Source organism: Janthinobacterium sp. 35 (genome assembly GCF_002754575.1).
Classification (GTDB): domain Bacteria; phylum Pseudomonadota; class Gammaproteobacteria; order Burkholderiales; family Burkholderiaceae_D; genus Janthinobacterium; species Janthinobacterium tructae.
On sequence record NZ_PEFN01000001.1, the window covers coordinates 2,628,011 to 2,651,572 of the forward strand.

Annotated in this window: 19 protein-coding genes; 5 read left to right on the forward strand and 14 right to left on the reverse strand. The window is 63.0% G+C overall.

Annotation, left to right across the window (positions count from 1 at the left end; translation table 11 throughout):
• From CLU93_RS11795 to ccoN, 6 genes are all read right to left on the reverse strand, one after another.
• The gene (locus CLU93_RS11795; protein WP_099761293.1) at nt 1-525 is read right to left on the reverse strand and encodes a FixH family protein; all 525 of its coding nucleotides are present in this window, start codon (nt 523-525) and stop codon (nt 1-3) included.
• Between the two features lie 146 nt (nt 526-671).
• Nucleotides 672-2,054, reverse strand: coding sequence for a cytochrome c oxidase accessory protein CcoG (gene ccoG / locus CLU93_RS11800; protein WP_099761296.1), 1,383 nt, complete (start codon nt 2,052-2,054; stop codon nt 672-674).
• Between the two features lie 4 nt (nt 2,055-2,058).
• Nucleotides 2,059-2,979: a cytochrome-c oxidase, cbb3-type subunit III gene (gene ccoP, locus CLU93_RS11805; protein WP_099761298.1), complete on the reverse strand. Its 921-nt coding sequence runs from the start codon at nt 2,977-2,979 to the stop codon at nt 2,059-2,061.
• Nucleotides 2,972-3,172 (reverse strand): cbb3-type cytochrome oxidase subunit 3, encoded by a 201-nt coding sequence (locus tag CLU93_RS11810; protein ID WP_071080089.1) that lies wholly within the window; start codon nt 3,170-3,172, stop codon nt 2,972-2,974. Before CLU93_RS11810 ends, ccoP begins: the two co-directional genes overlap by 8 nt.
• A 1-nt stretch (nt 3,173) precedes the next feature.
• Nucleotides 3,174-3,788 carry a cytochrome-c oxidase, cbb3-type subunit II gene (ccoO, locus tag CLU93_RS11815; protein WP_096232806.1) on the reverse strand — a complete coding sequence of 205 codons (615 nt, stop codon included), beginning with the start codon at nt 3,786-3,788 and terminating at the stop codon, nt 3,174-3,176.
• 15 nt (nt 3,789-3,803) lie between these two features.
• The gene (gene ccoN, locus CLU93_RS11820) at nt 3,804-5,231 is read right to left on the reverse strand and encodes a cytochrome-c oxidase, cbb3-type subunit I (protein ID WP_099761301.1); all 1,428 of its coding nucleotides are present in this window, start codon (nt 5,229-5,231) and stop codon (nt 3,804-3,806) included.
• A gap of 246 nt (nt 5,232-5,477) precedes the next feature.
• Between ccoN and CLU93_RS11825 the strand changes: the two genes are divergently transcribed.
• The 3 genes from CLU93_RS11825 to CLU93_RS11835 are packed head-to-tail and all read left to right on the forward strand — an operon-like array spanning nt 5,478 to nt 10,425.
• Complete coding sequence (locus tag CLU93_RS11825; RefSeq protein WP_099761303.1) at nt 5,478-7,613, forward strand: T6SS effector phospholipase Tle3 domain-containing protein; 2,136 nt, start codon at nt 5,478-5,480, stop codon at nt 7,611-7,613.
• Nucleotides 7,613-9,085, forward strand: a complete 1,473-nt coding sequence (locus CLU93_RS11830; RefSeq protein WP_180287842.1) for a virulence factor — start codon at nt 7,613-7,615, stop codon at nt 9,083-9,085. Before CLU93_RS11825 ends, CLU93_RS11830 begins: the two co-directional genes overlap by 1 nt.
• Before the next feature lie 17 nt (nt 9,086-9,102).
• Nucleotides 9,103-10,425 carry a hypothetical protein gene (locus CLU93_RS11835; protein WP_180287843.1) on the forward strand — a complete coding sequence of 441 codons (1,323 nt, stop codon included), beginning with the start codon at nt 9,103-9,105 and terminating at the stop codon, nt 10,423-10,425.
• On the opposite strand, the gene ccoS is transcribed toward CLU93_RS11835, so the two are convergent.
• The 8 genes from ccoS to CLU93_RS11875 all read right to left on the reverse strand — a co-directional run bounded on the left by ccoS (nt 10,413) and on the right by CLU93_RS11875 (nt 20,786).
• Nucleotides 10,413-10,595: a cbb3-type cytochrome oxidase assembly protein CcoS gene (gene ccoS / locus CLU93_RS11840; RefSeq protein WP_099761306.1), complete on the reverse strand. Its 183-nt coding sequence runs from the start codon at nt 10,593-10,595 to the stop codon at nt 10,413-10,415. The genes CLU93_RS11835 and ccoS overlap by 13 nt on opposite strands.
• Nucleotides 10,596-10,597: 2 nt before the next feature.
• Entirely contained in the window at nt 10,598-13,036 is a 2,439-nt protein-coding gene (locus tag CLU93_RS11845; protein WP_099761309.1) for a heavy metal translocating P-type ATPase, read from the reverse strand.
• A 22-nt stretch (nt 13,037-13,058) separates the two neighbouring features.
• A complete protein-coding gene (locus CLU93_RS11850; protein ID WP_099761312.1) occupies nt 13,059-13,829 on the reverse strand; it encodes a sulfite exporter TauE/SafE family protein in 771 nt (256 codons plus the stop codon).
• 9 nt (nt 13,830-13,838) lie between these two features.
• Nucleotides 13,839-15,287 (reverse strand): oxygen-independent coproporphyrinogen III oxidase, encoded by a 1,449-nt coding sequence (gene hemN / locus CLU93_RS11855; RefSeq protein WP_099761315.1) that lies wholly within the window; start codon nt 15,285-15,287, stop codon nt 13,839-13,841.
• Between the two features lie 25 nt (nt 15,288-15,312).
• Complete coding sequence (locus tag CLU93_RS11860) at nt 15,313-16,974, reverse strand: methyl-accepting chemotaxis protein (protein WP_099761318.1); 1,662 nt, start codon at nt 16,972-16,974, stop codon at nt 15,313-15,315.
• Nucleotides 16,975-17,169: 195 nt separating this feature from the next.
• On the reverse strand, nt 17,170-19,278 hold the full coding sequence (locus CLU93_RS11865) for an EAL domain-containing protein (protein ID WP_099761320.1): 2,109 nt from the start codon (nt 19,276-19,278) through the stop codon (nt 17,170-17,172).
• 44 nt (nt 19,279-19,322) lie between these two features.
• Nucleotides 19,323-19,754: an inner membrane protein YiaA gene (gene yiaA, locus CLU93_RS11870; protein ID WP_099761322.1), complete on the reverse strand. Its 432-nt coding sequence runs from the start codon at nt 19,752-19,754 to the stop codon at nt 19,323-19,325.
• Between the two features lie 84 nt (nt 19,755-19,838).
• Entirely contained in the window at nt 19,839-20,786 is a 948-nt protein-coding gene (locus CLU93_RS11875; protein WP_099761325.1) for a DUF808 domain-containing protein, read from the reverse strand.
• 192 nt (nt 20,787-20,978) lie between these two features.
• Here CLU93_RS11875 and CLU93_RS11880 point away from each other — a divergent pair, with 192 nt between their 5' ends.
• Together CLU93_RS11880 and CLU93_RS11885 are read left to right on the forward strand one after the other, a co-directional pair.
• Complete coding sequence (locus CLU93_RS11880; protein ID WP_099761327.1) at nt 20,979-21,632, forward strand: LysE family transporter; 654 nt, start codon at nt 20,979-20,981, stop codon at nt 21,630-21,632.
• 103 nt (nt 21,633-21,735) lie between these two features.
• The gene (locus CLU93_RS11885) at nt 21,736-23,358 is read left to right on the forward strand and encodes a DUF6600 domain-containing protein (protein ID WP_143451730.1); all 1,623 of its coding nucleotides are present in this window, start codon (nt 21,736-21,738) and stop codon (nt 23,356-23,358) included.
• The last annotated feature ends 204 nt before the right edge of the window (nt 23,359-23,562 follow it).

A 23,562-nucleotide genomic window follows, 5' to 3' on the forward strand; every position in this document is an offset into this window, starting at 1 on the left:
TTACAGTTCCTCATCTGCATGCAGCGCGATGCTGCGCTGCAGCGGCCAGGTCCAGATGCCGGACAGGCGCCACTCGCGTTTGTCGTTTTCCACCAGTACTTGCCAGCGGCTGCGTTCGAGCATCGGCAGCGCCACGGAAAAATTGCCGGCCGCATCGGGCTGCACCAGCAGCTTGATATCCTTTTCCGGCAAGGTCGCATGCGCCAGATGCAGCTGCAGCGGACCCTGGTAAGCCTTGCCGAAGCTGTGCACGGAACCACTCAGGCGCGCTTGTGCCACGTCATACGACAGGCTGGTATCCATCGCCAGGTTGCTGGCGATCGTGTCGCGCTTCAAATCCTGGTTGATCGCCTTGCCCTGCTTGTAATAGTCGCCCACCACCAGCGCATCAGGCTGCGTAAACGCGATATAGCCCATGAAGCTGCCGACGACCACCGACAGGCCGGGGCCGATCATCAGCAGCCAAGGCCAGCGATGCTTGTACCACGGGGCAACGGGAGGTTGCAGTTTCAGACTGTCGGACATTTTGTTCTCCTTGGGGTCGGACCCTGTGGGTCTGACCCCAGCTTTTGCTTCTGGGTTGAAAATACAGTAAACCTACCGCATGTTGGATGCTACCCCTACGGCGACATACCGGGGTCGGACCCGGAGGGTCCGACCCCGAATCAACATCACCGCGGTACGATGAATACCGCGCTTTCACGCACATGCAGCGATGGGTCGTCCAGCGAATGCAATTCGATCGCAATCTTGTTCGAACCCTTTTCGCCCACGCCGTGCGGCACGCGCAGGCGGATCGGCCAACCCAGCGTTTCCGTCGGCTGCAAGGTCACCTCTTCGCGCGTCAGCAAGGTCAGGCCCGGCAAGCCGGAAGCGCTGATTTTAAAATGCTGGGTTTGCTCCGAGGTGTTCATGATCTGCAAGCGGTAGACGTTTTCGATCATGCCGTCTTCCACTTCGCGTCCCATCGAACCGCGGTCGCGGATCACGTCCATTTTCAGGGGCGTGCGCAGCGCCAGCGAGGTACACACGGCGATGATGATCAGGGCCAGGATGGAAGTGTAGATCAGCACGCGCGGGCGCATGGCGCGCTGGCGGATCTGCTTCGAACTGAAGTTGTTTTCCATCGCATGGTCGGTACTGTAGCGTACCAGTCCCCGCGGCCGGTCGACCTTGTCCATCACCGTATTGCAGGCATCGACGCAGGCGGCGCAGCCGATGCATTCATACTGCAGGCCGTTGCGGATATCGATGCCGGTCGGACACACCTGCACGCACAGGGTGCAGTCGATGCAGTCGCCCAGCTTGTCGTTGTTGCCAGCCTTCTTGCTGATGGCGCCACGCGGTTCGCCGCGCTTGGCATCGTAGGTGATGATCAGCGTGTCCTGGTCGAACATGGCGCTCTGGAAGCGCGCGTAGGGGCACATGTATTTGCACACCTGCTCGCGCAGCCAGCCCGCGTTGCCGTAGGTTGCCAGGCTGTAGAACAAGACCCAGAACCATTCCCAGGGACCGAAGTTCAGGGTGGTCACCGACTGCGCCAGTTCCTTGATCGGCGTGAAGTAGCCGACAAAGGTAAAGCCCGTCCACAGGGCGATGGCGCCCCATGCCAGGTGCTTGGCCGTCTTCTTGAAGGCCTTGCGCACGGACGGTCCCTGCTTGTCGAGGGCCATGCGCGCGCTGCGCGTGCCCTCGATGCGGCGTTCGACCCACAGGAAGATTTCCGTGTATACCGTTTGCGGGCAAGAGAACCCGCACCACACCCGCCCGGCGATGGCCGTGACGAGAAACAACAAATACGCACAGATGATCAGCAGGGCCGCCAGATAGATGAAATCCTGGGGCCACAGCACGACGCCGAAAATGTAGAACTTGCGCGTGGTCAAATCGAACAGCAGGGCTTGCCTGCCATTCCAGGTCAACCACGGCAAGCCGTAGAACGCCAGCTGGGTAAGCCATACACATACCCATCGCCAGGTAGCGTAGCGTCCTTTGGCCTCGCGAGGGTAGATCTGCTCGCGGGCCGCATACATCTTGATGACTTGAGGTTCCATTACATCATTTCACGGGCGTCTGTGGATTCGACAGGCTCCAGACATAGGCCGACAGCACGTGGACCTTGGACTCGCCGAGGAAATCGCTGAAGGCCGGCATGGTGTTGCTGCGTCCCTTGCGTACGGTTTCCATGATGGTATCAGCACTGCCGCCGTACAGCCAGATCTTGTCCGTCAGGTTAGGCGAACCGAGCATCTGATTGCCCTTCGCATCGGCACCGTGACAGGCCATGCAGGCACCGAACTTGGCTTTGCCCAGCACGGATTTGACGGGGTCCGAGGTGGAACCGGACAGGCTCAGCACATAATGGGCTACGTTCTCGACATCCTTTTCGGAGCCCAGGGCGGCGCCCATCGGTGGCATCTGCCCATTGCGGCCATGCAGGATGGTGGTCTTGATGATGTCGGGTTCGCCGCCATACAGCCAGTCCTTGTCGGTCAGGTTGGGGAAGCCCTTGTTGCCGCGTGCATCCGAACCGTGGCATTGCGCGCAGTAGGTCAGGAACAAACGCTGGCCGATGGCATGCGCTTGCGGATCGGCGGCCACCGTCTTCAAGTCCTGGCTCAGGTACTTGTTGAACAGGGGACCGTAGTCGGCTTCCGCCTTCTTCAGCTCTTCCTCGTACTGGCCCGTCGATTTCCAGCCCAGGCTGCCGGCATAGTTGCCCAGGCCCGGGTACAGGAACAGATACGCCAGGGCGAAGACGATGGTGATGTAGAACAACCACATCCACCAGCGCGGCATCGGCGTATTGAGTTCCTTCAAGTCCTCGTCCCAGACGTGGCCCGTGGTGCCGTCGGCAGGCGCGCCTTCGACCACTTTGATTTTCGACTGCGAGTACAGCAGCACGCCGCAGCCGATGATGCCCAGCAGGGACAGCACGATGATGTAGATATTCCAGAAGCCATTGGTAAAATCAGCCATGGTTGCGCTCCCCTTGTGCCGGTGCGGCATCGGCCGCGTAGTCGAGCGCTTCGTCGTCGAACGGCAGGCGCGCCGCCGCGTCGAAGTCGCTATTGCTGCGGCTGAACGTCCACCACAGGATGCCTACGAACGTCGTAAAGGAAACCACCGTCATGACGCTGCTGGCGCTGTCAAACAGGTTTTCGATTGCCATGCTAATTCCTTGTTTTGATTAATGTACCGAGGCCTTGCAGATAGGCGACCAGGGCGTCTTCTTCCGTCTTGTCCTGCAACTGGGCCGGCGCGGCGGCGATTTCCGCATCGCTGTACGGATCGCCGAGGCGTTTCAGGGCGCGCATCTTCGGCATGATGTCGTCAGGCACCAGCTTGGTCTTCGCCAGCCATGGGTAGCCCGGCATGTTCGACTCGGGCACCACGTCGCGCGGGTTGTTCAAGTGCGTGCGGTGCCATTCATCGCTGTAGCGGGCGCCCACGCGGGCCAGGTCCGGCCCCGTGCGCTTGGAACCCCACTGGAACGGACGGTCGTAGACGAACTCGCCAGCGACCGAATAGTGGCCATAGCGTTCCGTTTCCGCGCGCAGCGGACGCACCATCTGCGAGTGGCAGTTGTAGCAGCCTTCGCGCACGTAAATGTCGCGGCCCGCCAGGCGCAGCGGCGAGTACGGCTTCAGGCCGGCGACCGGCTCCGTCGTGCTCTTCTGGAAGAACAGGGGGACGATCTCGACGGCGCCGCCGATGCTGATCACTACCGTGACCAGGGCGATCAGCAGCCAGGGGTTTCTCTCAATCCATGCATGTGAAAATTTCATTTGCTTTTGCTCCTATCAGGCGTGCGCCGCGTTCAGTTCCGGAATGCGGGCGACGGGGAGTTTGCTGCCGCGCAAGGTCATCCAGGTGTTGTAGCCCATGATGCACATACCCGACAGGTACAGCAGGCCACCGGCCACGCGCACCACGTAGTACGGATACGTTGCTTTCACGCTCTCGACAAAGGTGTAGGTCAGAGTGCCGTCCGGATTGACCGCACGCCACATCAGGCCCTGCATCACGCCGGCGATCCACATTGCGGCGATGTACAGCACGATGCCGATGGTGGCCACCCAGAAGTGCACATCGACCAGACGCGTGCTGTGCATCTGCGTGCGGCCCGCCAGGCGTGGCAGCAGATAGTAGATCGAACCCATGGTGATGAAGCCCACCCAGCCCAGGGCACCCGCATGCACGTGGGCAACGGTCCAGTCGGTGTAGTGCGACAGCGAGTTGATGGTCTTGATCGACATCATCGGACCTTCGAAGGTGGCGATGCCGTAGAACGACAGCGAGACGATCATGAATTTCAGGATCGGATCGGTGCGCAGCTTGTGCCAGGCGCCCGACAGGGTCATGATGCCGTTGATCATGCCGCCCCAGCTTGGTGCCAAGAGAACCAGCGAGAAGACCATGCCGATCGATTGCGTCCAGTCAGGCAAGGCCGTGTAGTGCAGGTGATGCGGGCCGGCCCACATGTAGGTAAAGATCAGCGCCCAGAAGTGGACGATGGACAGGCGGTACGAGTACACGGGGCGCTCGGCCTGTTTCGGGATGAAGTAGTAGACCATGCCCAGATAGCCGGCAGTGAGGATGAAACCCACCGCGTTATGGCCGTACCACCACTGGATCATCGCGTCCTGCACGCCGCTGTAGGCGGAGTAGGATTTGGTGGCCGAAGCGGGGCTGACGGCACCGTTGACCACGTGCAAGATCGTCACGGCCAGGATGTAGGCGCCGAAGAACCAGTTGGCCACGTAGATATGCTTGACCTTGCGCTTGATCAAGGTGCCGAAGAACACGATGGCGTAAGCGATCCAGACGACGGCGATGAGGATGGTGATGGGCCATTCCAGCTCGGCGTATTCCTTGCCGCGCGTCAGGCCCATGGGCAGGGTGACCACCGCTGCCAGAATCACAGCTTGCCAGCCCCAGAACGTGAAGGCGGCCAGTTTGTCGGAAAACAGGCGCACCTGGCAGGTGCGTTGTACAACGTAGTACGAGGTGGCGAACAGGCCGCAGATGCCGAAGGCGAAAATGACCGCATTCGTGTGCAGCGGACGCAAGCGTCCGTATGTCAGCCATGGTATGTCGAGGTTCAGGGCAGGCCAGGCCAACTGAGCGGCGATGATAACGCCAACCAGCATGCCGATGATGCCCCATACCACAGTAGCGACCGCGAATTGCTTCACGATCTTGTAGTTATAGTTCAGCGATTGATCCACAAAGACTCTCCCTGGAATTACTATTTATGATGGTGGCCAGAGAGTAAGTGTTTGACTGCGAAAAAACTTTGATGTGGATCAAAATTCCCCGGATGAAATAAGCGTAGCTAACTGACATCGAAATAAATTGTGATTTGGGTAAAAAAAGCCATGCAAGATCCCTGCAAGCGCTGGCTTGATATAGCTTAAAACATGTAGATTAGCAACGGTTTACAGTGGACAGTCCAGTCATGATGAGGGCTAGCCATGAGTCATGCCGATAGCGCGCCAGCGGATGGTGAAGATATTAAATTGGTTGTGGGAAAGTTCAATGGAACGTCCCTGTTCAGCTACAGCCTGCTCGACTGCCTGCAGCAAATGCCGTCGCCGGGCATCGTCATCTTCGTGCATGGCGTCAATTCCGACGGCGAGTGGTACCGCGCGGCCGAAGCAGGCCTGTGCGCCGGCCTGAACACGCGCATGAAGCGCTGCGACGAGCACCTGTGCCACGCCACGCCCGAGGCCGGACAATTGACGCCGCTGCGCTACCGGAGCGAGTTGAGCGATGACGGCTATGTCGATCCCGACTATACGGCCAGCACCTTCATTGCGCCGCAAGCGCACTTCTCGCCCGTGATCCAGTTCCGCTGGGGCTACAAGGCCAGCGACAAGGAGTTGCAGCAGTATGGCGATTCGGTCTACCTGAACGAACACGCTTACTGGGGCGGCGGCCCGTTCGCCAATGGCTGCTCCTCGCTGCCGGACCTGTGGGGCGAGGGCTTGTCGGACGCCCTCTTCCTGTGGATACACATCGAACACCTCAATCCCGTCAACGACCGCATCGTGTATGCCTGCCCGCCGCGCCCCTACTTCGTGCTGGCGGCTTTGCGCCTGGCGCATCTGGTAGCGGCCATCCGCCGGCAGCAGGCCGACGTGCCCATCACGCTGGTGTGTCACAGCCAGGGCAATATGGTGGGTATGGCGGCGGCGTTTCTGGGCAACAAGATGGCTGACGTGAAAGATGCGGCAGGCAAAAGCGGCCGTTGCGTGGCCGATACTTATGTTTTATGCAATCCTCCGTACAGCCTGTTGCGCAGAAACGACACCGAAGGCTGGCTGCAGGGGCAAGTCAGGGATGTCGATGGCAATGTGGGCCGGCAAAGCGGCGAGGCGCGCCGCCAGACCCTGGCGGCATTTTTCGACATTGTGCGCGGCCAGGCGTCGGAACCGGCCATCGATCCCTGCCTGCGCCGCATGGCGGACAACGAGACACATGATTTCAGCCTGGACAAAGACAAGGCCAGCCATGGCTGCGGCCCGCAGAAAGGCACGCGCGGTCGCGTCACCCTGTATTGCAATCCGCACGACCAGGTGATTTCCGCCACACCCATCCAGGGCATCGGCTGGTTGGGTCTCAGCGCCGAAGAGATCAAGGCCACGCGTGGCGACGGCGTGTTTACCCAGCGCGTCTTCGCTCAGGGCTTTCCCGTTGGCCAGCACGGCGATTATGATTATTGGAGCAATCACTATCGCCAGCCCGCGCGGGGCAGTGCCGATTTCTGGCATCCGCATTCGCCGATCTCCAAATATGATCCCAACAAGGGTGCGCGCGCCAGCAGCAGCGCGGCGGGCAGGACCGCGACCAGGCGCACGGCCGCCGCCACCTCGGCCCTCATGCGGATGCTGAAGATCCCCATCCACGCCATCCCGCCCGACGACTGGCGCATCCCCGTGACGGCGCCCGCCTTGCCGGAAGTGTTTACACCGCAGGCCGTGCGCTTTGGCGTACCCAGCCCGCAGTTCGACCAGAATCTCGATCCGCCCGGCACGCACCGCCATGCGGGCAAGGCGCGCCCGGCAGGCGAGCCGTATGCCGATACAAGTGTGGGCGGCACGCCGCAGGGCGACCGCGATACCGAGGCGGCATTGCGCTACGAAGACCACGCCCGCCTGCGCATGAAGGCCCGCCGCGAAAAGCTGGACGGCCTTGACGGCAAGGCGATGATGGAAGACGACCTGTCCACCGCCACGCCGGAATACTTGGAATGGCGCAAGCAGGAAATCCAGGGGCAACTGGCGGCCACCTGCGACACGCATGCGACCGACCATTCCACCATCCTGACCAATCCCTGGCACGCGGAAAAGGCGCTGGCGTATGACGTGGCGATTGGGGTGGGGCATATCAGCGAGAAGGCGATGCGGGAGCTCAGGATTGCTGCTGATTGGCGCTTATCGGCAGATATGGATAAGGTCGGATCTAGCAAGATGTTTCTTGAATATTTCTCTACTGGAAAGTTTATGAAACTGTCTTTGCTGGAATGGGTTCGATGTGATGGCAGCACAGGGCGCATGCCTGCCGAAATTGTGGATGAACGCATGTACAAGCGCCCGGAGACCTCCTGATGCGTAACTTGATTGCTACCTTTCCGCGCAGGCTGGGCTGGAGCATGTGCGTATTTAGCCTGGCGTTTGGCATTGCATGCTGGTCGGTATTGCAGGCCCCGCCAGTTGACGTTCCTCTTGAAGAAGGATTGCTGATGAAACGACTACTATTGATGCCGGCATTGCTAGCGCTTGCCGTGCTTTTTCTGACCTCGGCCTGCGCCAGCAAGGCGCCGGTCGCGGCACCGGTTGCCGCCGTCGTACCCGCTGTGCCCGCGCAGCCGTACATGGCACAGGTTGTGGGCGTGCAGTGGCTCAATCCCCTGCAGCGGCGCGATTATCCGACCGAGTGGCAACTGCTGTGGACACTGGGGCTGGCCAGGCCGAACAAGGACGATAGCAAAGTGAAAGAGAATCCTGTGCGTTTTGGCAAGGTGCAATCGATCGGCATGATTGCTTATGGTAATAATGGAAAAGAATCATTCGTAGGCTTTCACGAAAAATATGCGTACAAAATGATTATGTTGTTTCATGATATTTACTTTTCTAATCAGGAGTATTTTTACAACGCCCATTCGCTGACCGATAAATCCACGCGCCGTGAACTGGCTGGTATTCATGTGGAATATGCCTTGCCGGTTGGACGCCTTGATCCGGACGAGGCGGGAAAATATGTCGTTGAAACGATTACCGATGCCTTCAGCATCGGCAACCCCTCCTTCCCCGACTCCTGGACCACGGCCACGCCGCCCGACGTGCGCGTCACCATGGGTGGCGCCAATGCGGGTTTTACGTCCTTGGCGGCGGGCCTGGCCTATCTGCAGGCCAATCCCGACAAGACGGTGTGGGTGATGAACTGGGATGCGCCCAGTTATCCGCCCAAGGACGAGCAGATCAATGAAAATATGGTCCTGCTGGTGCTGGCCGGTCCCGGCTACAAGACGGAGCGCGCGCCGTTGGCCTGGCTGGGCTTTCCCGCCACGCGCAAGGTCGCCGATTTCACCGCCGACAAGGGACAGTCACCGCGCGCCGTGCAGGCGTGGAGCGCTGCCATCGACGCTGCCGCCCGGAATGCGCAATTGAACGATGACGCCATCGGCTACGTCATCCACGATGCCGGCAGCACCTATCCGGTCTCGTCAGAACGGCTCGGCCCGCTGGCGCAAAGCCTGACGCAGCAATTGCCCGACTTCGACTTCAACAAGCAGACGTTCAATATGCCAGCCTTGCTGGGCGAGACGGGCGCCGGCACGGCGCTGACCAACGTGGCGCTGGCCATCGCTCATGCCAACCACGTGGGCCGACCCGTCTTGGTGGCGGGCAGCAGCGACAGCGAGAGTGTGACTGCCGTGGTGGTGGCGCCGCCGGCCGTGGTGCGGCCCATCGACCACGAACAGCCGTGGTTTCGCGCGCGCGGCGGCAACACCGTGTTTTTACCGTGGTGGGGCCGGCGCTTCGATGCACGGCCGGGGTCGCAAGGGTACTCGCGCTAATCTCGACAGGAGCAGCGATGAAGCGTTTTCTGATGCTAACGATGCTGACCATGCTGCTATCGGCCTGTGCCAGCAAGGCGCCTGTGGCATTACCGGTTACCGCCGTTGTCCCTGCTGTGCCCGCGCAGCCATACATGGCGCAGGTCGTGGGCGTGCAGTGGCTCAATCCCCTGCAACGGCGCGATTATCCGACCGAGTGGCAACTGCTGTGGACACTGGGGCTGGCCAAGCCGAACAAGGACGATAGCAAAGTGAAAGAGAACCCCGTGCGTTTTGGCAAGGTGCAATCGATTGGCATGATCGCTTCCGGCAACAAGGGCCGGGAAACCTTCAGTGGATATCATGAAAAGTATGTGGAGGAATTGATTTATCTTTTTCGGGATATCTACTTTTCCAACAAAGAGTATTTTTACAACGCGCACTCGCTGACCGATAAATCCACGCGCCGTGAACTGGCTGGTATCCATGTGGAATATGCCTTGCCGGCTGGACGCCTTGATCCGGACGAGGCGGGAAAGTATGTCGTTGAAACGATTACCGATGCCTTCAGCATCGGCAACCCCTCCTTCCCCGATTCCTGGACCACGGCCACGCCGCCCGACGTGCGCGTGACGATGGGCGGCGCCAACGCGGGCTTTACGTCCTTGGCGGCGGGCCTGGCCTATCTGCAGGCCAATCCCGACAAGACGGTGTGGGTGATGAACTGGGATGCGCCCAGTTATCCGCCCAAGGATGAGCAGATCAATGAAAACATGGTCTTGCTGGTGTTGGCCGGCCCCGGCTACAAGACGGACCGCGCGCCCTTGGCCTGGCTGGGCTTTTCCGCCACGCGCAAGGTCGCCGATTTCACCGCCGGCAAGGGACAGTCACCGCGCGCCGTGCAGGCCTGGAGCGCTGCCATCGACGCTGCCGCCCGCAATGCGCAACTGAACGACGACGCCATCGGCTACGTCATCCACGATGCCGGCGCCGTCTATCCGTTCTCGTCGGAGCGCATTGGTCCACTGGCGCAAAGCCTGACGCAGCAATTGCCCGACTTCGACTTCAACCAGCAGACCTTCAATATGCCAGCCTTGCTGGGCGAGACGGGCGCGGGTACGGCGCTGACCAACGTGGCGCTGGCCATCGCTTATGCGAACCACGTGGGCCGGCCCGTCTTGGTGGCGGGCAGCAGCGACAGCGAGAGCGTGACTGCCGTGGTGGTGGCGCCGCCGGCCGTGGTGCGGCCCGTCGACCACGAACAGCCGTGGTTTCGCGCGCGCGGCGGCAATACCGTGTTTCTGCCGTGGTGGGGCCGGCGTTTCGATGCGCGGCCGGGGTCGCAGGGTTATTCGCGCTGAGGCGCGGGCGGTGCGGCCGCTTCCGGCGTCGTATCGTCGTCCTGCAGCACGCGCAGGCCCGGTCCGACGAGGTCGTCGAACTGGCCGCTGTCCGAGGCCGTGAAATACACCCACAGCGCGATGAAGACGACCACGACGCTCAAGGGGATGAGGAGATACAGTGCTTCCATGTTCAGGCTTTCCGCAGGCGCAGGGCGTTGGCGATGACGACCGCCGAGCTGGCAGCCATGCCGACGCCGGACAGCCAGGGGTTGAGGTAACCCAGCGCGGCGGCCGGGATGGCCGTCAGATTGTACAGGGTGGCCCAGCCCAGGTTTTCGCGGATGATGCGCATGCTGCGCGCGGCCGTTTTCGCCGTGTCGAGCACGGAAACCAATTGGCTCGACAGCAGCACCGTATCCGCATGCGCCTGCGCCAGCGCGGCACCGGAACCCATGGCGAACGAGACGTCGGCCGCGCTCAGCACGGCGGCGTCGTTGATGCCGTCGCCGACCATCGCCACGACGGCGCCCGTCGCCTGCAATTGCTGCACGAAATCGAGCTTTTCATCGGGCAGGCATTCGCCGCACGCCGTGTTGATGCCCAGTTCCGTCGCCACGCTTTGCGTCAGCGCTTCCTGGTCGCCACTCAGCAGCACGACTTGTTTGCCGCGCCGCTGGAAATACGCGACCACTTCACGCGCTTCCGGGCGCAGCGCATCGCTGAGCAAAAAGCGCGTGAGCCAGCGCCCCTGCGTGCCCAGATATAGCGGTGTCATGCCCTGCATGCCGACGGCCGTGTCGCCCAGCGGCGGCCCGGCGATGGCGGCGACAAAGGCCGCATTGCCCAGGCGGTAGCGCACGCCGTTGATCACGCCTTCGAGTCCCTGGCCCTGCACTTCCTGCAATTGTTCCGCATGCGCGCGCGGCTGCTGTCCTGCCAACCCTTCGGCGGCTGCCAGGATCGCCTGCGCCAGCGGATGGGCGCTGCCCGCTTCCAGCGCGGCGGCCACCTGCAGGCAGTCGTCCTCCGTCATGCTGCCGAGTCCCTCGATCTGTTGCAGCACGGGCCGGCCCAGGGTCAGGGTGCCCGTCTTGTCGAAGACGATGTGGGTGGCGCGGTGCAGGGTTTCCAGCACATGCGGCTGGACGATCAGCACGCCGCGCCGCAGCAGGCTGTCGGTGGCGGCCGCCAGCGCCGTCGGCGTGGCGAGAGACAGCGCGCAGGGGCACGACACGACCAGCACGGCAATCGCCACGGGCCAGGCCCGCGACGCATCGTGCCAGCTCCAGAAGGCGAACACGGCGACGGCAAACAGCAGCAGGCCCAGCACGAACCAGGCGGCCACTTTATCGGCCCACTGCGCTATCTGCGGCTTGCCGCTGCCGGCCCGCTCGATGAGTTTTAACAGGTCCGACAGGGTGCTTTCACGCGCCGGTTTCAAGACGCGCAGGATCAATGCCGCGCTGGCGTTGATGGCCCCGCCCGGCACCTGCTCGCCCGTCTTGCGCCGCTGCGCCGCGCTCTCACCCGTCAGCAGGGATAAATCGAGCGCGCTCGTGCCTTCGATGATGACGCTGTCGGCGGCGATCGCTTCGCCCGGTTTGACGAGAATGATGTCGCCCACGTCCAGCGTGCCGGCTGGCACCAGGGTGGTGGCGCGGTTGTCGGGAAAGCCTGCCATCAGCGAGGCCGAGGCGGGCAAGGCGTGCTGCAAGCGCTCCAGTGCCGAGGCTGCCTTGCGGCGCGCCTGCAGCTCGTAATAGCGGCTGCACAGCAGCAGGAAGATGAACATCGTGGCCGAGTCGTAATACACCTCGCCGCGGCCCGTAAAGGTCGCCACCACGCTGCCGAAGAAGGCCGCCAGGATGCCCAGCGCCACGGGCACGTCCATGCCCAAGGTGCGTGCGCGCAGGCTGGCCCAGGCGCCCTGGAAAAACGGCATGGCTGAATAGCAGATGGCCGGTAAGGTCAGCAGCAGGCTGGCCCAGCGCATCAGGCTGGCCATGTTGTCGTCCAGCGTGCCATCTTCGGCCAGGTAGGCTGGCGCCACGTACATCATCACCTGCATCATCGACAGGCCCGCCACGAACAGCTGGCGGCCCAGGGTCTTGCTGGCCTTTTGCAGGCGCTCGCCATGGCGCACGGCGTCATATGGATACGCCGTGTAGCCGACTTGCCGCACGGCTTGCAGGATGTCGCCCGGTTCACATTCGGCGCGGCTCCAGCGCACGTACAGGCGCTCCGTGGCGACGTTCAGGCTGGCGGCCTGCACGCCGGGCAGGCGCGTCAGCTGGCGTTCGATCAGCCAGACGCAGGCGGCGCAGCGGATGCCTTCGACGGACAAGGTCGCTTCGCAGCTGCTGGCGTCGCGCGCGAATTGCGCGTCGTCATTGCTGTACAGGCGCAATTCGGGCGGCATCAGGGTGGCATCAAACGCGTTGACGGCGTATTCGTCGCGGTCGCGGTAATACGCGCTCTGGCCGATGTCGACGATGGTTTGCGCCACCGCTTCGCAGCCGGGGCAGCACATGGCGCGCGGCACTTCGTCGATGGTGACGTGCCAGTTGGAACCGCTTGGCACGGGCAAGCCGCAATGGAAGCAGGCGGACGGTTGTAACACAGCATTCATAGGTTTGTTTTCATGCATCTTTTCATGGATGGCCAGTGACGCACAGGGCGTCGAGCCAGCCCAGCGACACGCCATTCGCGGCGCGCAGCAGGCCCAGCAAGCCAAAGCCCAGCACCAGCAAGCCGCTGGCGATGCGCACGGGACGGCGCTGCATCTGTGCGCGCAGGCGCGTGCCCAGTAAACCCATGCCCAGCAGCATGGGCAGGGTGCCCAGGCCGAAGGCGGCCATGGCAGCCGCGCCGTCGAGGGCCGAACCTTGCAGCATGGCCGTCAGCAGGGCGCTGTAGACCATGCCGCACGGCACCCAGCCCCACAGGCCGCCCACGGCCAGCGCTTTGAATGCGGTATCCATCGGCATCAAGGGTTTCAACAGGGGGCGCACGCGGCGCCAGACGACGTTGCCGGCCGCTTCCAGGTGGGCCAGGCCGCGCCAAGCATCCATCAGGTACAAACCCAGGGCGACGAGCATCAGGTTGGCCAGCCAGTAGCCGGCCACTTGCAGGGAAGCCATGTGCAGCATGCCCGCGCCAGCCAGGCTGCCGGCCAGGGCGCCAGCCAGCATGTAGCTGCCGATGCGCCCGCCGTTGTAGGCCAGCACGCGCAGCACGTTCGATTGCAAGCTTGTCTGCAATGCGGGGCGCGCCACGGCGATGGCGATGACCGGGCGGGCAGGCGCCGCCGGTGCACCGCCGCTGATCGACAGGGCGCCCACGATGCCGCCGCACATGCCGATGCAGTGCACGCTGCCGGCCAGGCCGACCATGAACATGGGCACGAGGCTGAGGGCGTTCATCGGGCGGCGCTACACCGTTTTCGAGTAGCGCAGCGGCTGTACCGCGTCCGGCGCCGCGTTGGCGCGGGCTTGCGTCAGGTAGCGGTCGAAGACCATGCAGATATTGCGGATCAGCAAGCGCCCTTTCGGCGTCACCGTCAGCCAGTCTTCCTCGATGACGAGCAAGCCGTCACGGGCCAGTTCGCGCAGCTTTTCCAGCTCGGCGGCGAAATAGCTGCGGAACTTGACGGGGTGGGCTTGCTCGATGGTGGCGATCGACAATTCGAAATTGCACATCAGCATTTGGATGATGATACGGCGCAACAAATCATCGGTATCGAGCTTGATGCCGCGCGCGATCGGCAGCACGCCTTCGTCGAGTTTTTCGTAATACGCGTCCAGCGTCTTTTCATTCTGGCTGTAGACGGCGCCGACGGAACTGATGGCCGACACGCCGCAGGCGATCAGATCGGCTTCCGCGCGCGTCGAATAACCCTGGAAGTTGCGGTGCAAGCGGCCCTGGCGCTGCGCCACGGCCAGGTCGTCCGTCGGCTTGGCGAAATGGTCCATGCCGATGTACACATAGCCGGCGGCTGTCAGGCGCGCGATGCACAGGCCCAGCATGGCCAGCTTGGTGGCGCTGTCGGGCATGTCGGCGTCGAGGATGCGGCGCTGTGGCTTGAACAGGTGCGGCATGTGCGCGTAGTGGTACAGGGCGATGCGGTCGGGGCTGGCGTTGATCACCTTGCGCAAGGTTTCCGTCATGGTCTCCAGGTTTTGCTTGGGCAAACCGTAGATCAGGTCGATGCTGACCGAGCGGAAACCGGCGTCGCGCGCGGCCTGCATGATGGCCACCGTTTCCGCTTCCGGCTGGATGCGGTTGACGGCTTTTTGCACGTCGGCGTCGAAATCCTGCACGCCCAGGCTGATGCGGTTAAAGCCTTGTGCGCGCAGCGAAAACACGCGTTCGCGCGACACGGTGCGCGGGTCGATTTCGATCGAATACTCGCCGTCTTCATCGGAAGCGAACTCGAAATGCTGGCGCAAATGCAGCATCAGCTCATCCATCTGCTTTTCGCTCAGGTAGGTCGGTGTGCCGCCGCCGAAATGCAGCTGTTCGATCTGGTTCATGCCGGCAAACAGCTTGCCCTGCATGGCGATTTCCTGTTTCAGATAGCTGAGATAGGTGGCGGCCTTGCTGCGGTCTTTGGTGATGATCTTGTTGCAGGCGCAGTAGTAGCACAGGGTGTCGCAGAACGGCACATGCACGTACAGCGACAGCGGACGGCGGCCACCGCGCATGCGCAGCGCGGCCAGCGCTTCGAGGAAGTTGCCGTAGCCGAAGTCGGCACTGAAACGGTCGGCGGTCGGATAGGACGTGTAGCGGGGGCCGGACTGGCTCATCTTGCCGATGATGACCGGGTCGAATTCGACGACGGCGTCCAGGTCGGCGGAAGCACTGCTGAGTAGTGTAGGCATGATGTGTGTAATGTCTTGAAAGGTGTTAAGCGGCCAGGCGTTTCAGAGCGGCGGGTTTGCCCGTGTTCGCGGCGCCTCCCTTGCCGCCAGGCATGGCGACGCGGCGCGGTGGCGGCATCTTGCCGAAATTGAACAGGCTCACGGCTTGCGACAGGCTGGCCGCTTCTTCCGCCAGGCGCGTGGCGGCCGCGGCGGCTTCTTCCACCAGGGCCGCGTTCTGCTGCGTCACCTGGTCCATGTGGGCGATGGCCTGGTTGACCTGGTCGACGCCGATGCTCTGTTCGCGCGAAGCGATGGAAATTTCCTGCATGATGGCCGTGACTTGCTTGACGGAACTAACCACCTGTTCCATGGTGGCGCCTGCGCGGTTCACCTGCAGCATGCCGGCGCCCACCTTGCCGACGGAAATCTCAATCAGCTGTTTGATGTCCTTGGCTGCCACGGACGAGCGTTGCGCCAGGTTGCGCACTTCGCCCGCCACCACGGCGAAGCCCCTGCCCTGTTCGCCGGCACGGGCCGCTTCCACGGCCGCGTTCAGGGCCAGGATGTTCGTCTGGAAGGCGATGCCTTCGATCAGGCCGATGATGTCGACGATTTTCTTCGACGAGGTGTTGATCTCGTCCATGGTGGTGATCACTTCGGCCACGATTTCGCCGCCCTGCACCGCCACTTTCGAGGCGGCCACGGCCAGCTCGTTCGCCTGCACCGAGTTGTCCGCGTTCTGTTTCACCGTCGACGAGAATTCCTCGATGCTCGAGGCTGTCTCTTCCAGGCTGGCCGCCTGCGATTCCGTGCGGCCCGAAAGGTCCATATTGCCGACGGCGATTTGCTTGGTGGCCACGGCCATGGTTTCCACGTTGATACGCACGTCGCGGATGGTGGCGATCAGGTTGCTGTTCATCTGTTGCAGCGCGCGCAGCAATTGTCCCATTTCATCCGTGCTGTCCGTTTCGAAACTGCCCGACAGGTCGCCGGCGGCAATCGCCCGCGCGCCGTTCAGGGCCTTGCCCAGCGGCTTGAGCACGGACATGCGCAAGGTGTACCAGAGGAAGACGTTGATCAGGAAGCCGAACAGGGTGGCGCCAAAGATGGCGTAATTGGTGATCTTGCCGCCGCTGGCGAACAGGCTGATGACGCACACCAGCAGTTGCAGACAGTTGACGATGGAGGTGGCGGCCCAGATGCGCAGGTTGAGCGACATGTGCGTCAGCTTGTGCAGCAGGTGCGCCAGGCCCGGGCGCACGATTTGCCCGTTCTTGATGACAATATTGCCGCCTTCCTTGTTGCGGATGGCTGCGTAGGCTTCCTCGGCCGCCTTGACCTGGTCCTTGTCGGCCTTTACGCGCACCGACATGTAGCCGATGGTCTTGCCCGCTTCGCGGATCGGTGTGACGTTGGCGCGCACCCAGTAAAAATCGCCGTTCTTGCAGCGGTTCTTGACCAGGCCCGTCCACGGCGTACCGGCCTGGATCGAGGTCCACAGGTCGGCAAACGCTTCGGCCGGCATGTCCGGGTGGCGCACGATGTTCTGGGGCGAACCGATCAGCTCTGCCTCGGTGAAGCCGCTGACCTGGCTGAAGTAGGGGTTCACATACACGATATTGCCGTTCATATCCGTTTTCGACACGATGGCCTGATCGTCCAAGACGAGGACTTCACGGTTAGTCACTGGCAAATTTTGGCGCATGGTCGCGGCTTCCTGATCGGTTAAATGAGCAATTGGTGAGTAAGACTTGCACGATTGCAAGAATGGAGATCAGTGTAAGGAGTCGCCTGCGCAAATTTATTGATGTAGATCAAAATCCTCCAGATTGGTCGTGCTGGCACGCATTTAGGGATAGCAATGCGGCATTGTTTTAAAGCTACTGGTTGCCGGTGGAGGCTAATCCATGCCCGCCGTCAGGGGCCGCAAGCCGCCCACGGCGTAGCCTTGCGCGTAGTCGATGCCCAGTTCGCGGATGATGGCCAGGGTTTCCGCGTTTTCCACGTATTCGGCCACCGTTTGCAGGCCCATCACGTGGCCTACTTCATTGATGGCCTTGACCATGGCGCGGTTGATGGCATTGGTGGCGATGCCGCGCACGAAGATGCCGTCGATCTTCAGATAGTCGACGGGCAGGGCCCGCAGGTAGCCGAACGAGGAAAAGCCGCTGCCGAAGTCGTCGAGCGAGAAGCGGCAACCCATGGCCTTGAGCTGGCGCATGAACACTTGTGCTTTTGGCAAGTTGGCGATGACGGCCGTTTCCGTGATTTCAAAGCAGATTTGTTCGGGCGCAATCGCGTACTGCACGAACTGCGCCGTGATGTAGTCTTGCAGGCCGGGGTCGGCCAGCGACATGCCCGACAGGTTGACGGAATACAGGGCCGGTGTGCGGCGCCGGCTTTCCGCCAGCGCGGCCAAAGGCGGCAGGCTGTCGCGCACGCTCTGGATATGCTGGCAGACGGCGCGGATGACCCAGCGGTCGATGGACAGCATCATGTCGTAGCGTTCGGCGGCGGGAATGAAGGCGCCGGGCAAGATCAGGTCGCCCTTGCCGTTGCGGATGCGGATCAGCACTTCGTCGTGGTGTTCCGGGCTGTCGTGCAGGTGCACGATGGGCATGGCGTACAGGCGGAAGTAGTCGTGCGTGAACGCTTCGTTCAGGCGCGAGATCCACAGCATTTCGCCATGCCGCTGCGCCAGCATGACGTCCGACTCCTGATAGAGATGAATGCGGTTGCGGCCCTGCTCCTTGGCCAGGTAGCACGCCTGGTCGGCGGCGCTCAGCAGCTCGCTCATGGACTTGCTGTCCTGGTTGATTTCCACGATGCCGATGCTTACGCCCAGCTCGAAGCTGCGTTCGTCCCAGGTGAAGGGGAATTCGTGGATGGCTAGACGCAGCTGTTCGCCGATCAGGCGCGCATGCTCGAGCGGACAGTGGGGCAGCAGCACACCGAGTTCATCGCCGCCGAGGCGCGCCAGGATGTCGCTGTCGCGCATCTTCCCCTGCAGCATCTTGGCCAGCAGTTGCAGCAGCACGTCGCCGGCGCCATGGCCGCAGGTGTCGTTGATGACCTTGAACTGGTCCAGGTCGAGGTACAGCAGCGCATGCGCGTGGCCTTCCTGCTTGGCCGTGTGCAGGGCGCCCGCCACCAGGTGTTCGAATTCGCGCCGGTTGATCAGCTGCGTCAAGGTGTCGTGCGTGGCTTGCCACGACAGTTGCCGGCTTAATTTTCGTTCGTGGCTGACGTCGCGGAACACGATCACGGCGCCAAGGATAGCGCCGTCGCGCGACCAGATGGGGGCGGCGGAGTCCTCGATCGAAATACGCCGTCCTTTGCGCGTGATCAGTTGCGTGTGCGTGGACACGCCGATGGCCTGGCGCTGCAGCAGGCATTTCAAGGCCACGTGCTCGAGCGCTGCGCCCGTGTTTTCATCGATCAGCTGCAGCGTTTGCCGGATATCAAGGCCTTCGGCCAGTTGGCTGCTCCAGCCCGTTAATTGTTCCGCCACGCGGTTCAGGTAGCGCGTCTTGCCTTGTGGATCGGTGGTGATGACGCCGTCGCCGATGGAGCTGAGCGTCACTTCGGCCAGCTCCTTGCGTTCGGCGATCATCAGCTCGCGCGCCATGTGCTCGGTGACATCCCAGATGATGCCCAGCGTGCGTTCGGGATGCCCGCCGCCATCCATGAAGACCTGCGCCTTGGCCGCCAGCCAGTGTTCGCTGCCGTCGGGCCAGATGACCCGGTATTGCAGGGCGTAGCCGCCGCGCCGGCGCACGCCGTCTTGCAGCACGTTGACCACCTTGTCGCGGTCATCGGCATGCACGCAGTCGAGGAAAGCGGGGAAGGAATGGGTCAGGGCGCGCGCCTCCAGGCCCAGCAAGGCCGCACCCCTGGCCGACCAGATGACCGTGCCGTCGATGACCTGGCCATCGACGATGCGCGAATCCCAGATGGCCATGTGCGCCGCTTCCAGCGCCATCTGTAAACGTTTCTGCTGGTCACCCATCATCCTCTCCCGACATGGATACAGAATAGATGCGCCGCTGCTGTTTAAGTTCCCGGCGCGTCGGCGGAGGTGGCTGGCGTTGCGCGTGCCACATCACGCACATTCTTTTGCACGGCCACGGCGGAAAACAGGCTCAGCAGGAATGCCATCGCATAAAATCCCTTCTCGCTATTCTGCAGGCTGGCGTTCCACAGGCCCACCGTCAATAACAGCAAGGCCAGCAGTACGGAAATCCAGCACAGGCCGAAATACATGCCCGTCACGGCGATGCCTTCCGTGCGGTCGCGCACGGATTTTTGCAGCGAGACGGCGGCGAACAGGCCATACATCAGGAGCGTGAAGTAATAGCCCTTCTCGTTGAGGGGCATGCCGGCGTTCCACAGGCCGGTCAAATAGGTGATGGCGCCGATCAGCAGTGCCGCCCAGGAGGCACCGATGAAGGCGCTGCTGGGACGTTGGATGGGGGATGTCTGCATAGGGTCTCCATGGGCAGCGGGCGCCGCCGGTATGGCCGGGGCGGCAGGCACGGATGCGCCTGCCGCCCCATCAGACCAGAAAGCTTATTTGTTTGGCTTGATCATGCGCAACAAAGCTGACACGGCCGTGACGCCGGCCAGCACCAGGCCACCGGCGATGACGCCGGCCACCGCGTTGATCAGGCTGGGCGTGACGGCAGCCAGCACGGGGCCAACGAGAGCCACGCCGCCGACGGCTGCTTCCGCGTGGTGCAGCATGGCGCTGGCCCACGGCCAGCCGTGTGTCAAAATGCCGCCGCCCACCATGAACATGGCCAGCGTGCCCACCACGGACAGGAATTTCATCAGTTTCGGCGCCGCCGACACGAGCATGCGGCCAAATGCGCGCACGCCGTTCATCAGCGCGCCTGCGCCCTTGCGCGCGGCCAGATAAAAGCCCGCGTCATCGAGCTTGACGATGCCGGCCACCAGGCCATACACGCCCACCGTCATGATGAGGGCGATGCCGACGACGACGGCCACCTGCTCGGCGAAGGTGGCTGCGGCCACCGTACCGAGGGCGATGACGATGATTTCCGCTGACAAAATGAAGTCAGTGCGGATGGCGCCCTTGATCTTGTCCTTTTCCAGCGCCACCAGGTCGACCTGCGGGTCGCGCAGGGCCTGTGCCAGCTCGGCCTTGTGGCTGTCGTCCGGGTGCAGGTATTTATGGGCGATCTTTTCGAAGCCCTCGAAGCACAGGTAGGCGCCGCCCAGCATCAGGAGCGGCGTGATGGCCCACGGTGCAAACGCGCTGATGGCCAGCGCGGCGGGCACGAGGATGGCCTTGTTCTTCAGCGAACCGACGGCGACGGCCCAGACGACGGGCAATTCGCGCTCGGCGCGCACGCCGGCCACTTGCTGCGCGTTCAGGGCCAGGTCGTCGCCGAGCACGCCGGCCGTCTTCTTGGCGGCCACCTTGGTCATCAGGGAAACGTCGTCGAGGATGCTGGCGATGTCGTCGAGCAGGGCCAGCAGGCTGGAGCCGGCCATCTCAGCGCGCTCCCGCAGTGGTGACAGTAAATATTGGAGCGAGGAAAGTGTTGTTTTTCATGATGTTATTCTTGGTTGTACGGCAAGGGGTGACGTGGGTAAGGCATGACTGCGATCTTACCTCAGGGATGGCCGGCAGGGCCGCACGGGCCGGAGTAAAATTGCTCATATTCCCTATTTTCTGGACGCCGCATGAGTTTTTCCACCTGGATCACCTTTGTCATCGCCGCCTCCATCATCGCCGTCTCGCCCGGCTCGGGCGCCGTGCTGTCGATGTCGCACGGCCTGTCGTACGGGGTGAAGAAGGCCAGCGCCACCATTCTGGGCCTGCAGCTGGGGCTGCTGGTGGTGCTGGGCATCGCCGGCGCCGGCGTGGGCTCTTTGCTGCTGGCCTCCGAAGTGGCGTTCAATATCGTCAAGACGGTGGGTGCGCTGTACCTGATCTACCTGGGCCTGTCGCAGTGGCGCGCCAAGGTGGCCGTCACGGGCAACCTCACGGGCGACCTGCATGCCGACGCGGTGGTGCCGTCCATGCGCCGGCGCGTGCTGACGGGTTTTCTGACCAATGTGACGAATCCGAAAGGCATCATTTTCATGGTGGCGGTGTTGCCGCAATTTATCAGCCCCACGGCGCCGCTGTTGCCGCAACTGCTGATCCTGGCCGTCACCATGTGCACGATCGATCAGATCGTCATGCACAGCTACGCTTTCCTGGCATCGTCGATGCAGCGCTTTTTCCGCGATGCCAAGGCCGTCAAGAAGCAGAACCGCTTCTTTGGCGGCTTGCTGATGGCCGTCGGCACGGCATTGTTCTTCGTCAAGCGGGGTGGCCAGGCGGCATCCTGAGTCCGGTCAACATGCAAACATTTGTAAGCCCGCTTGCGATGCCCGCACGATGCGGATGTAATCGATAGCAATCATCCTTGTACGTCTTGCCTGGAGCGCTGCCATGCGTCCTATCCTGTCTCTCCCCCTCTTGAACACCGTGTGCGCCATGCTGCTGTCGTCGGCATGCACCTTCGCCCTGGCGCAGGATCCGCCTGCCCGCGTGGGGCGCATTTCCACCGTCGAAGGGCAAGTGCTGGTGCGCGCCGGCGATGGCGAGGCGCAAAACGCCCTGCTGAACTGGCCCGTCACGACGGATAACCGCCTGAGCACCATGCGCGGCGCGCTGGCGGAATTGCGCGTGGGCGCGGCCGCCGTGCGCCTCGACGGCGATTCCGAGCTGGAAGTGAGCGAGCTCGATGACGACAGTTTCAAGCTGCACCTCGGCTATGGCACGGTCAGCGTGCGCGTGCGCAATCCCGATGCGCTGCGCGGCTTCGAGCTGACCACCGCCCAGGCCCGCGTGATCCTGACCCAGCCGGGCTGGGTGCGCATCGAGGCGGGGCGCCAGGCCGGCACCAGCGTCGTCAGCGTGCTCGACGGTGCGGCCGACGTGGATGGCGCGACGGGCAGCGTGACTTTGCGTGCCGGCCAGCGCGCGGAATTGACGGACGAGGAATTGCGCACGGGCGCCTTGCAGCGGATCGCGTTCGACAACTGGCCCGAAGCCTTGTCCGCCGCCGCGCCGGCCTTGCGCTATGTCACGGACGATACCACCGGCTATGAAGAGCTGGACCGCTACGGCGCCTGGCAGGACGATGCGCAATATGGTCCGCTGTGGCTGCCCAGCGCGGTGCCGGCTGGCTGGGCGCCGTACAGCGACGGGCGCTGGACGTGGATCGCGCCATGGGGCTGGACCTGGGTCGACAATGCACCGTGGGGCTACGCGCCCTCGCATTACGGCCGCTGGGTGCTGCTGGGCCAGCGCTGGGGCTGGGCGCCGGGGCGCGAGCGCGGCCGCGTACCCTGGGCGCCGGCCCTGGTGGGCTGGGTCGGCGGCCACCCCGGGACACACCATGAGCAGCGTCCCGGCGTCGGCTGGTTTCCCTTGTCGCCGCATGAGCGCTATGTGCCCGGCTACCGTGCCAGCGCGGAGTATGAACGCCGTATCAACCGCGTGGCCGAGGGGCGCCGCTCCGTGGTGGGTGAACGCGAACGCCGCGAGGGCATGACGATGCTGCCCGGCGAGCGTTTTGGCGGCTCGCGCACGGTCGACGTGCCGCGCCGCAACCGCACCAGCATGCCACCGCCCGTCCTGCAAAGCTTGCCCTTGAGCACGGCGCCTGCGCCGGCGGGCAACTGGCAGCGTCCCGTTGATGCGCCGCGCGGCGACAGGCCGCCCCGGCGCGACTGGGTCAATCGCCCCGGCCGCTTGCAGACGGACGATGGCCAGACGCACCTGGCACCGCGTCCCATGCAGCCGAACCGGCCTCCCATGCCGGCCCAGCCGCAGCAGCCGCCGATGCCGGCCCAGCCCTTGATGCCGGCAATGCCGGCCTTGCCGCCGGTACAAGACCAGGTGGGCCGCCCCGGGTGGCGTGGCGAAGAACGGCCGCGCGCCGAGCGGCCGCAGCCGCGTCCGGTCAGCGAACGCAGCGGGCCGCCACGTGAACGCAGTCATGACAGAGGCAATGAGCGCGGCAATCCCGGCCGCAACAGCCGGCTGCAGCAGGAAGCGGAGCGGTGACGGCCGTGTCGTCTGTCGCGCCGTATCGACGTTCAGGCCGCAAAATGCGCAGTTCGTCACATGCCGGAGGTAAAGCCGGCGGATTTTGCTTACAGTACGACCACTGCTTTTCCTCCACGTCATGGCAGCGACTTTTCCGGCTATTTTGTCCAAACGAAATAGTTTTCGCCAGCTTACCCAGCTGGCTTTTTTTTTCCGTGCCCC

Bases quoted from the DNA above. Each gene is read 5' to 3' on its own strand.
- CLU93_RS11880 (WP_099761327.1), top strand. From the start codon at position 20,979: ATGAGTTTTTCCACCTGGATCACCTTTGTCATCGCCGCCTCCATCATC.
- yiaA (WP_099761322.1), bottom strand. From the start codon at position 19,754: ATGCAGACATCCCCCATCCAACGTCCCAGCAGCGCCTTCATCGGTGCC.
- CLU93_RS11825 (WP_099761303.1), top strand. From the start codon at position 5,478: ATGAGTCATGCCGATAGCGCGCCAGCGGATGGTGAAGATATTAAATTG.
- CLU93_RS11875 (WP_099761325.1), bottom strand. From the start codon at position 20,786: ATGGCCGGCTCCAGCCTGCTGGCCCTGCTCGACGACATCGCCAGCATC.
- ccoO (WP_096232806.1), bottom strand. From the start codon at position 3,788: ATGAAATTTTCACATGCATGGATTGAGAGAAACCCCTGGCTGCTGATC.
- CLU93_RS11865 (WP_099761320.1), bottom strand. From the start codon at position 19,278: ATGGGTGACCAGCAGAAACGTTTACAGATGGCGCTGGAAGCGGCGCAC.
- hemN (WP_099761315.1), bottom strand. From the start codon at position 15,287: ATGCCTACACTACTCAGCAGTGCTTCCGCCGACCTGGACGCCGTCGTC.
- ccoP (WP_099761298.1), bottom strand. From the start codon at position 2,979: ATGGCTGATTTTACCAATGGCTTCTGGAATATCTACATCATCGTGCTG.
- CLU93_RS11850 (WP_099761312.1), bottom strand. From the start codon at position 13,829: ATGAACGCCCTCAGCCTCGTGCCCATGTTCATGGTCGGCCTGGCCGGC.
- CLU93_RS11860 (WP_099761318.1), bottom strand. From the start codon at position 16,974: ATGCGCCAAAATTTGCCAGTGACTAACCGTGAAGTCCTCGTCTTGGAC.
- CLU93_RS11830 (WP_180287842.1), top strand. From the start codon at position 7,613: ATGCGTAACTTGATTGCTACCTTTCCGCGCAGGCTGGGCTGGAGCATG.
- ccoS (WP_099761306.1), bottom strand. From the start codon at position 10,595: ATGGAAGCACTGTATCTCCTCATCCCCTTGAGCGTCGTGGTCGTCTTC.
- CLU93_RS11795 (WP_099761293.1), bottom strand. From the start codon at position 525: ATGTCCGACAGTCTGAAACTGCAACCTCCCGTTGCCCCGTGGTACAAG.
- CLU93_RS11810 (WP_071080089.1), bottom strand. From the start codon at position 3,172: ATGGCAATCGAAAACCTGTTTGACAGCGCCAGCAGCGTCATGACGGTG.
- CLU93_RS11835 (WP_180287843.1), top strand. From the start codon at position 9,103: ATGAAGCGTTTTCTGATGCTAACGATGCTGACCATGCTGCTATCGGCC.
- CLU93_RS11885 (WP_143451730.1), top strand. From the start codon at position 21,736: ATGCGTCCTATCCTGTCTCTCCCCCTCTTGAACACCGTGTGCGCCATG.
- CLU93_RS11845 (WP_099761309.1), bottom strand. From the start codon at position 13,036: ATGAATGCTGTGTTACAACCGTCCGCCTGCTTCCATTGCGGCTTGCCC.
- ccoG (WP_099761296.1), bottom strand. From the start codon at position 2,054: ATGGAACCTCAAGTCATCAAGATGTATGCGGCCCGCGAGCAGATCTAC.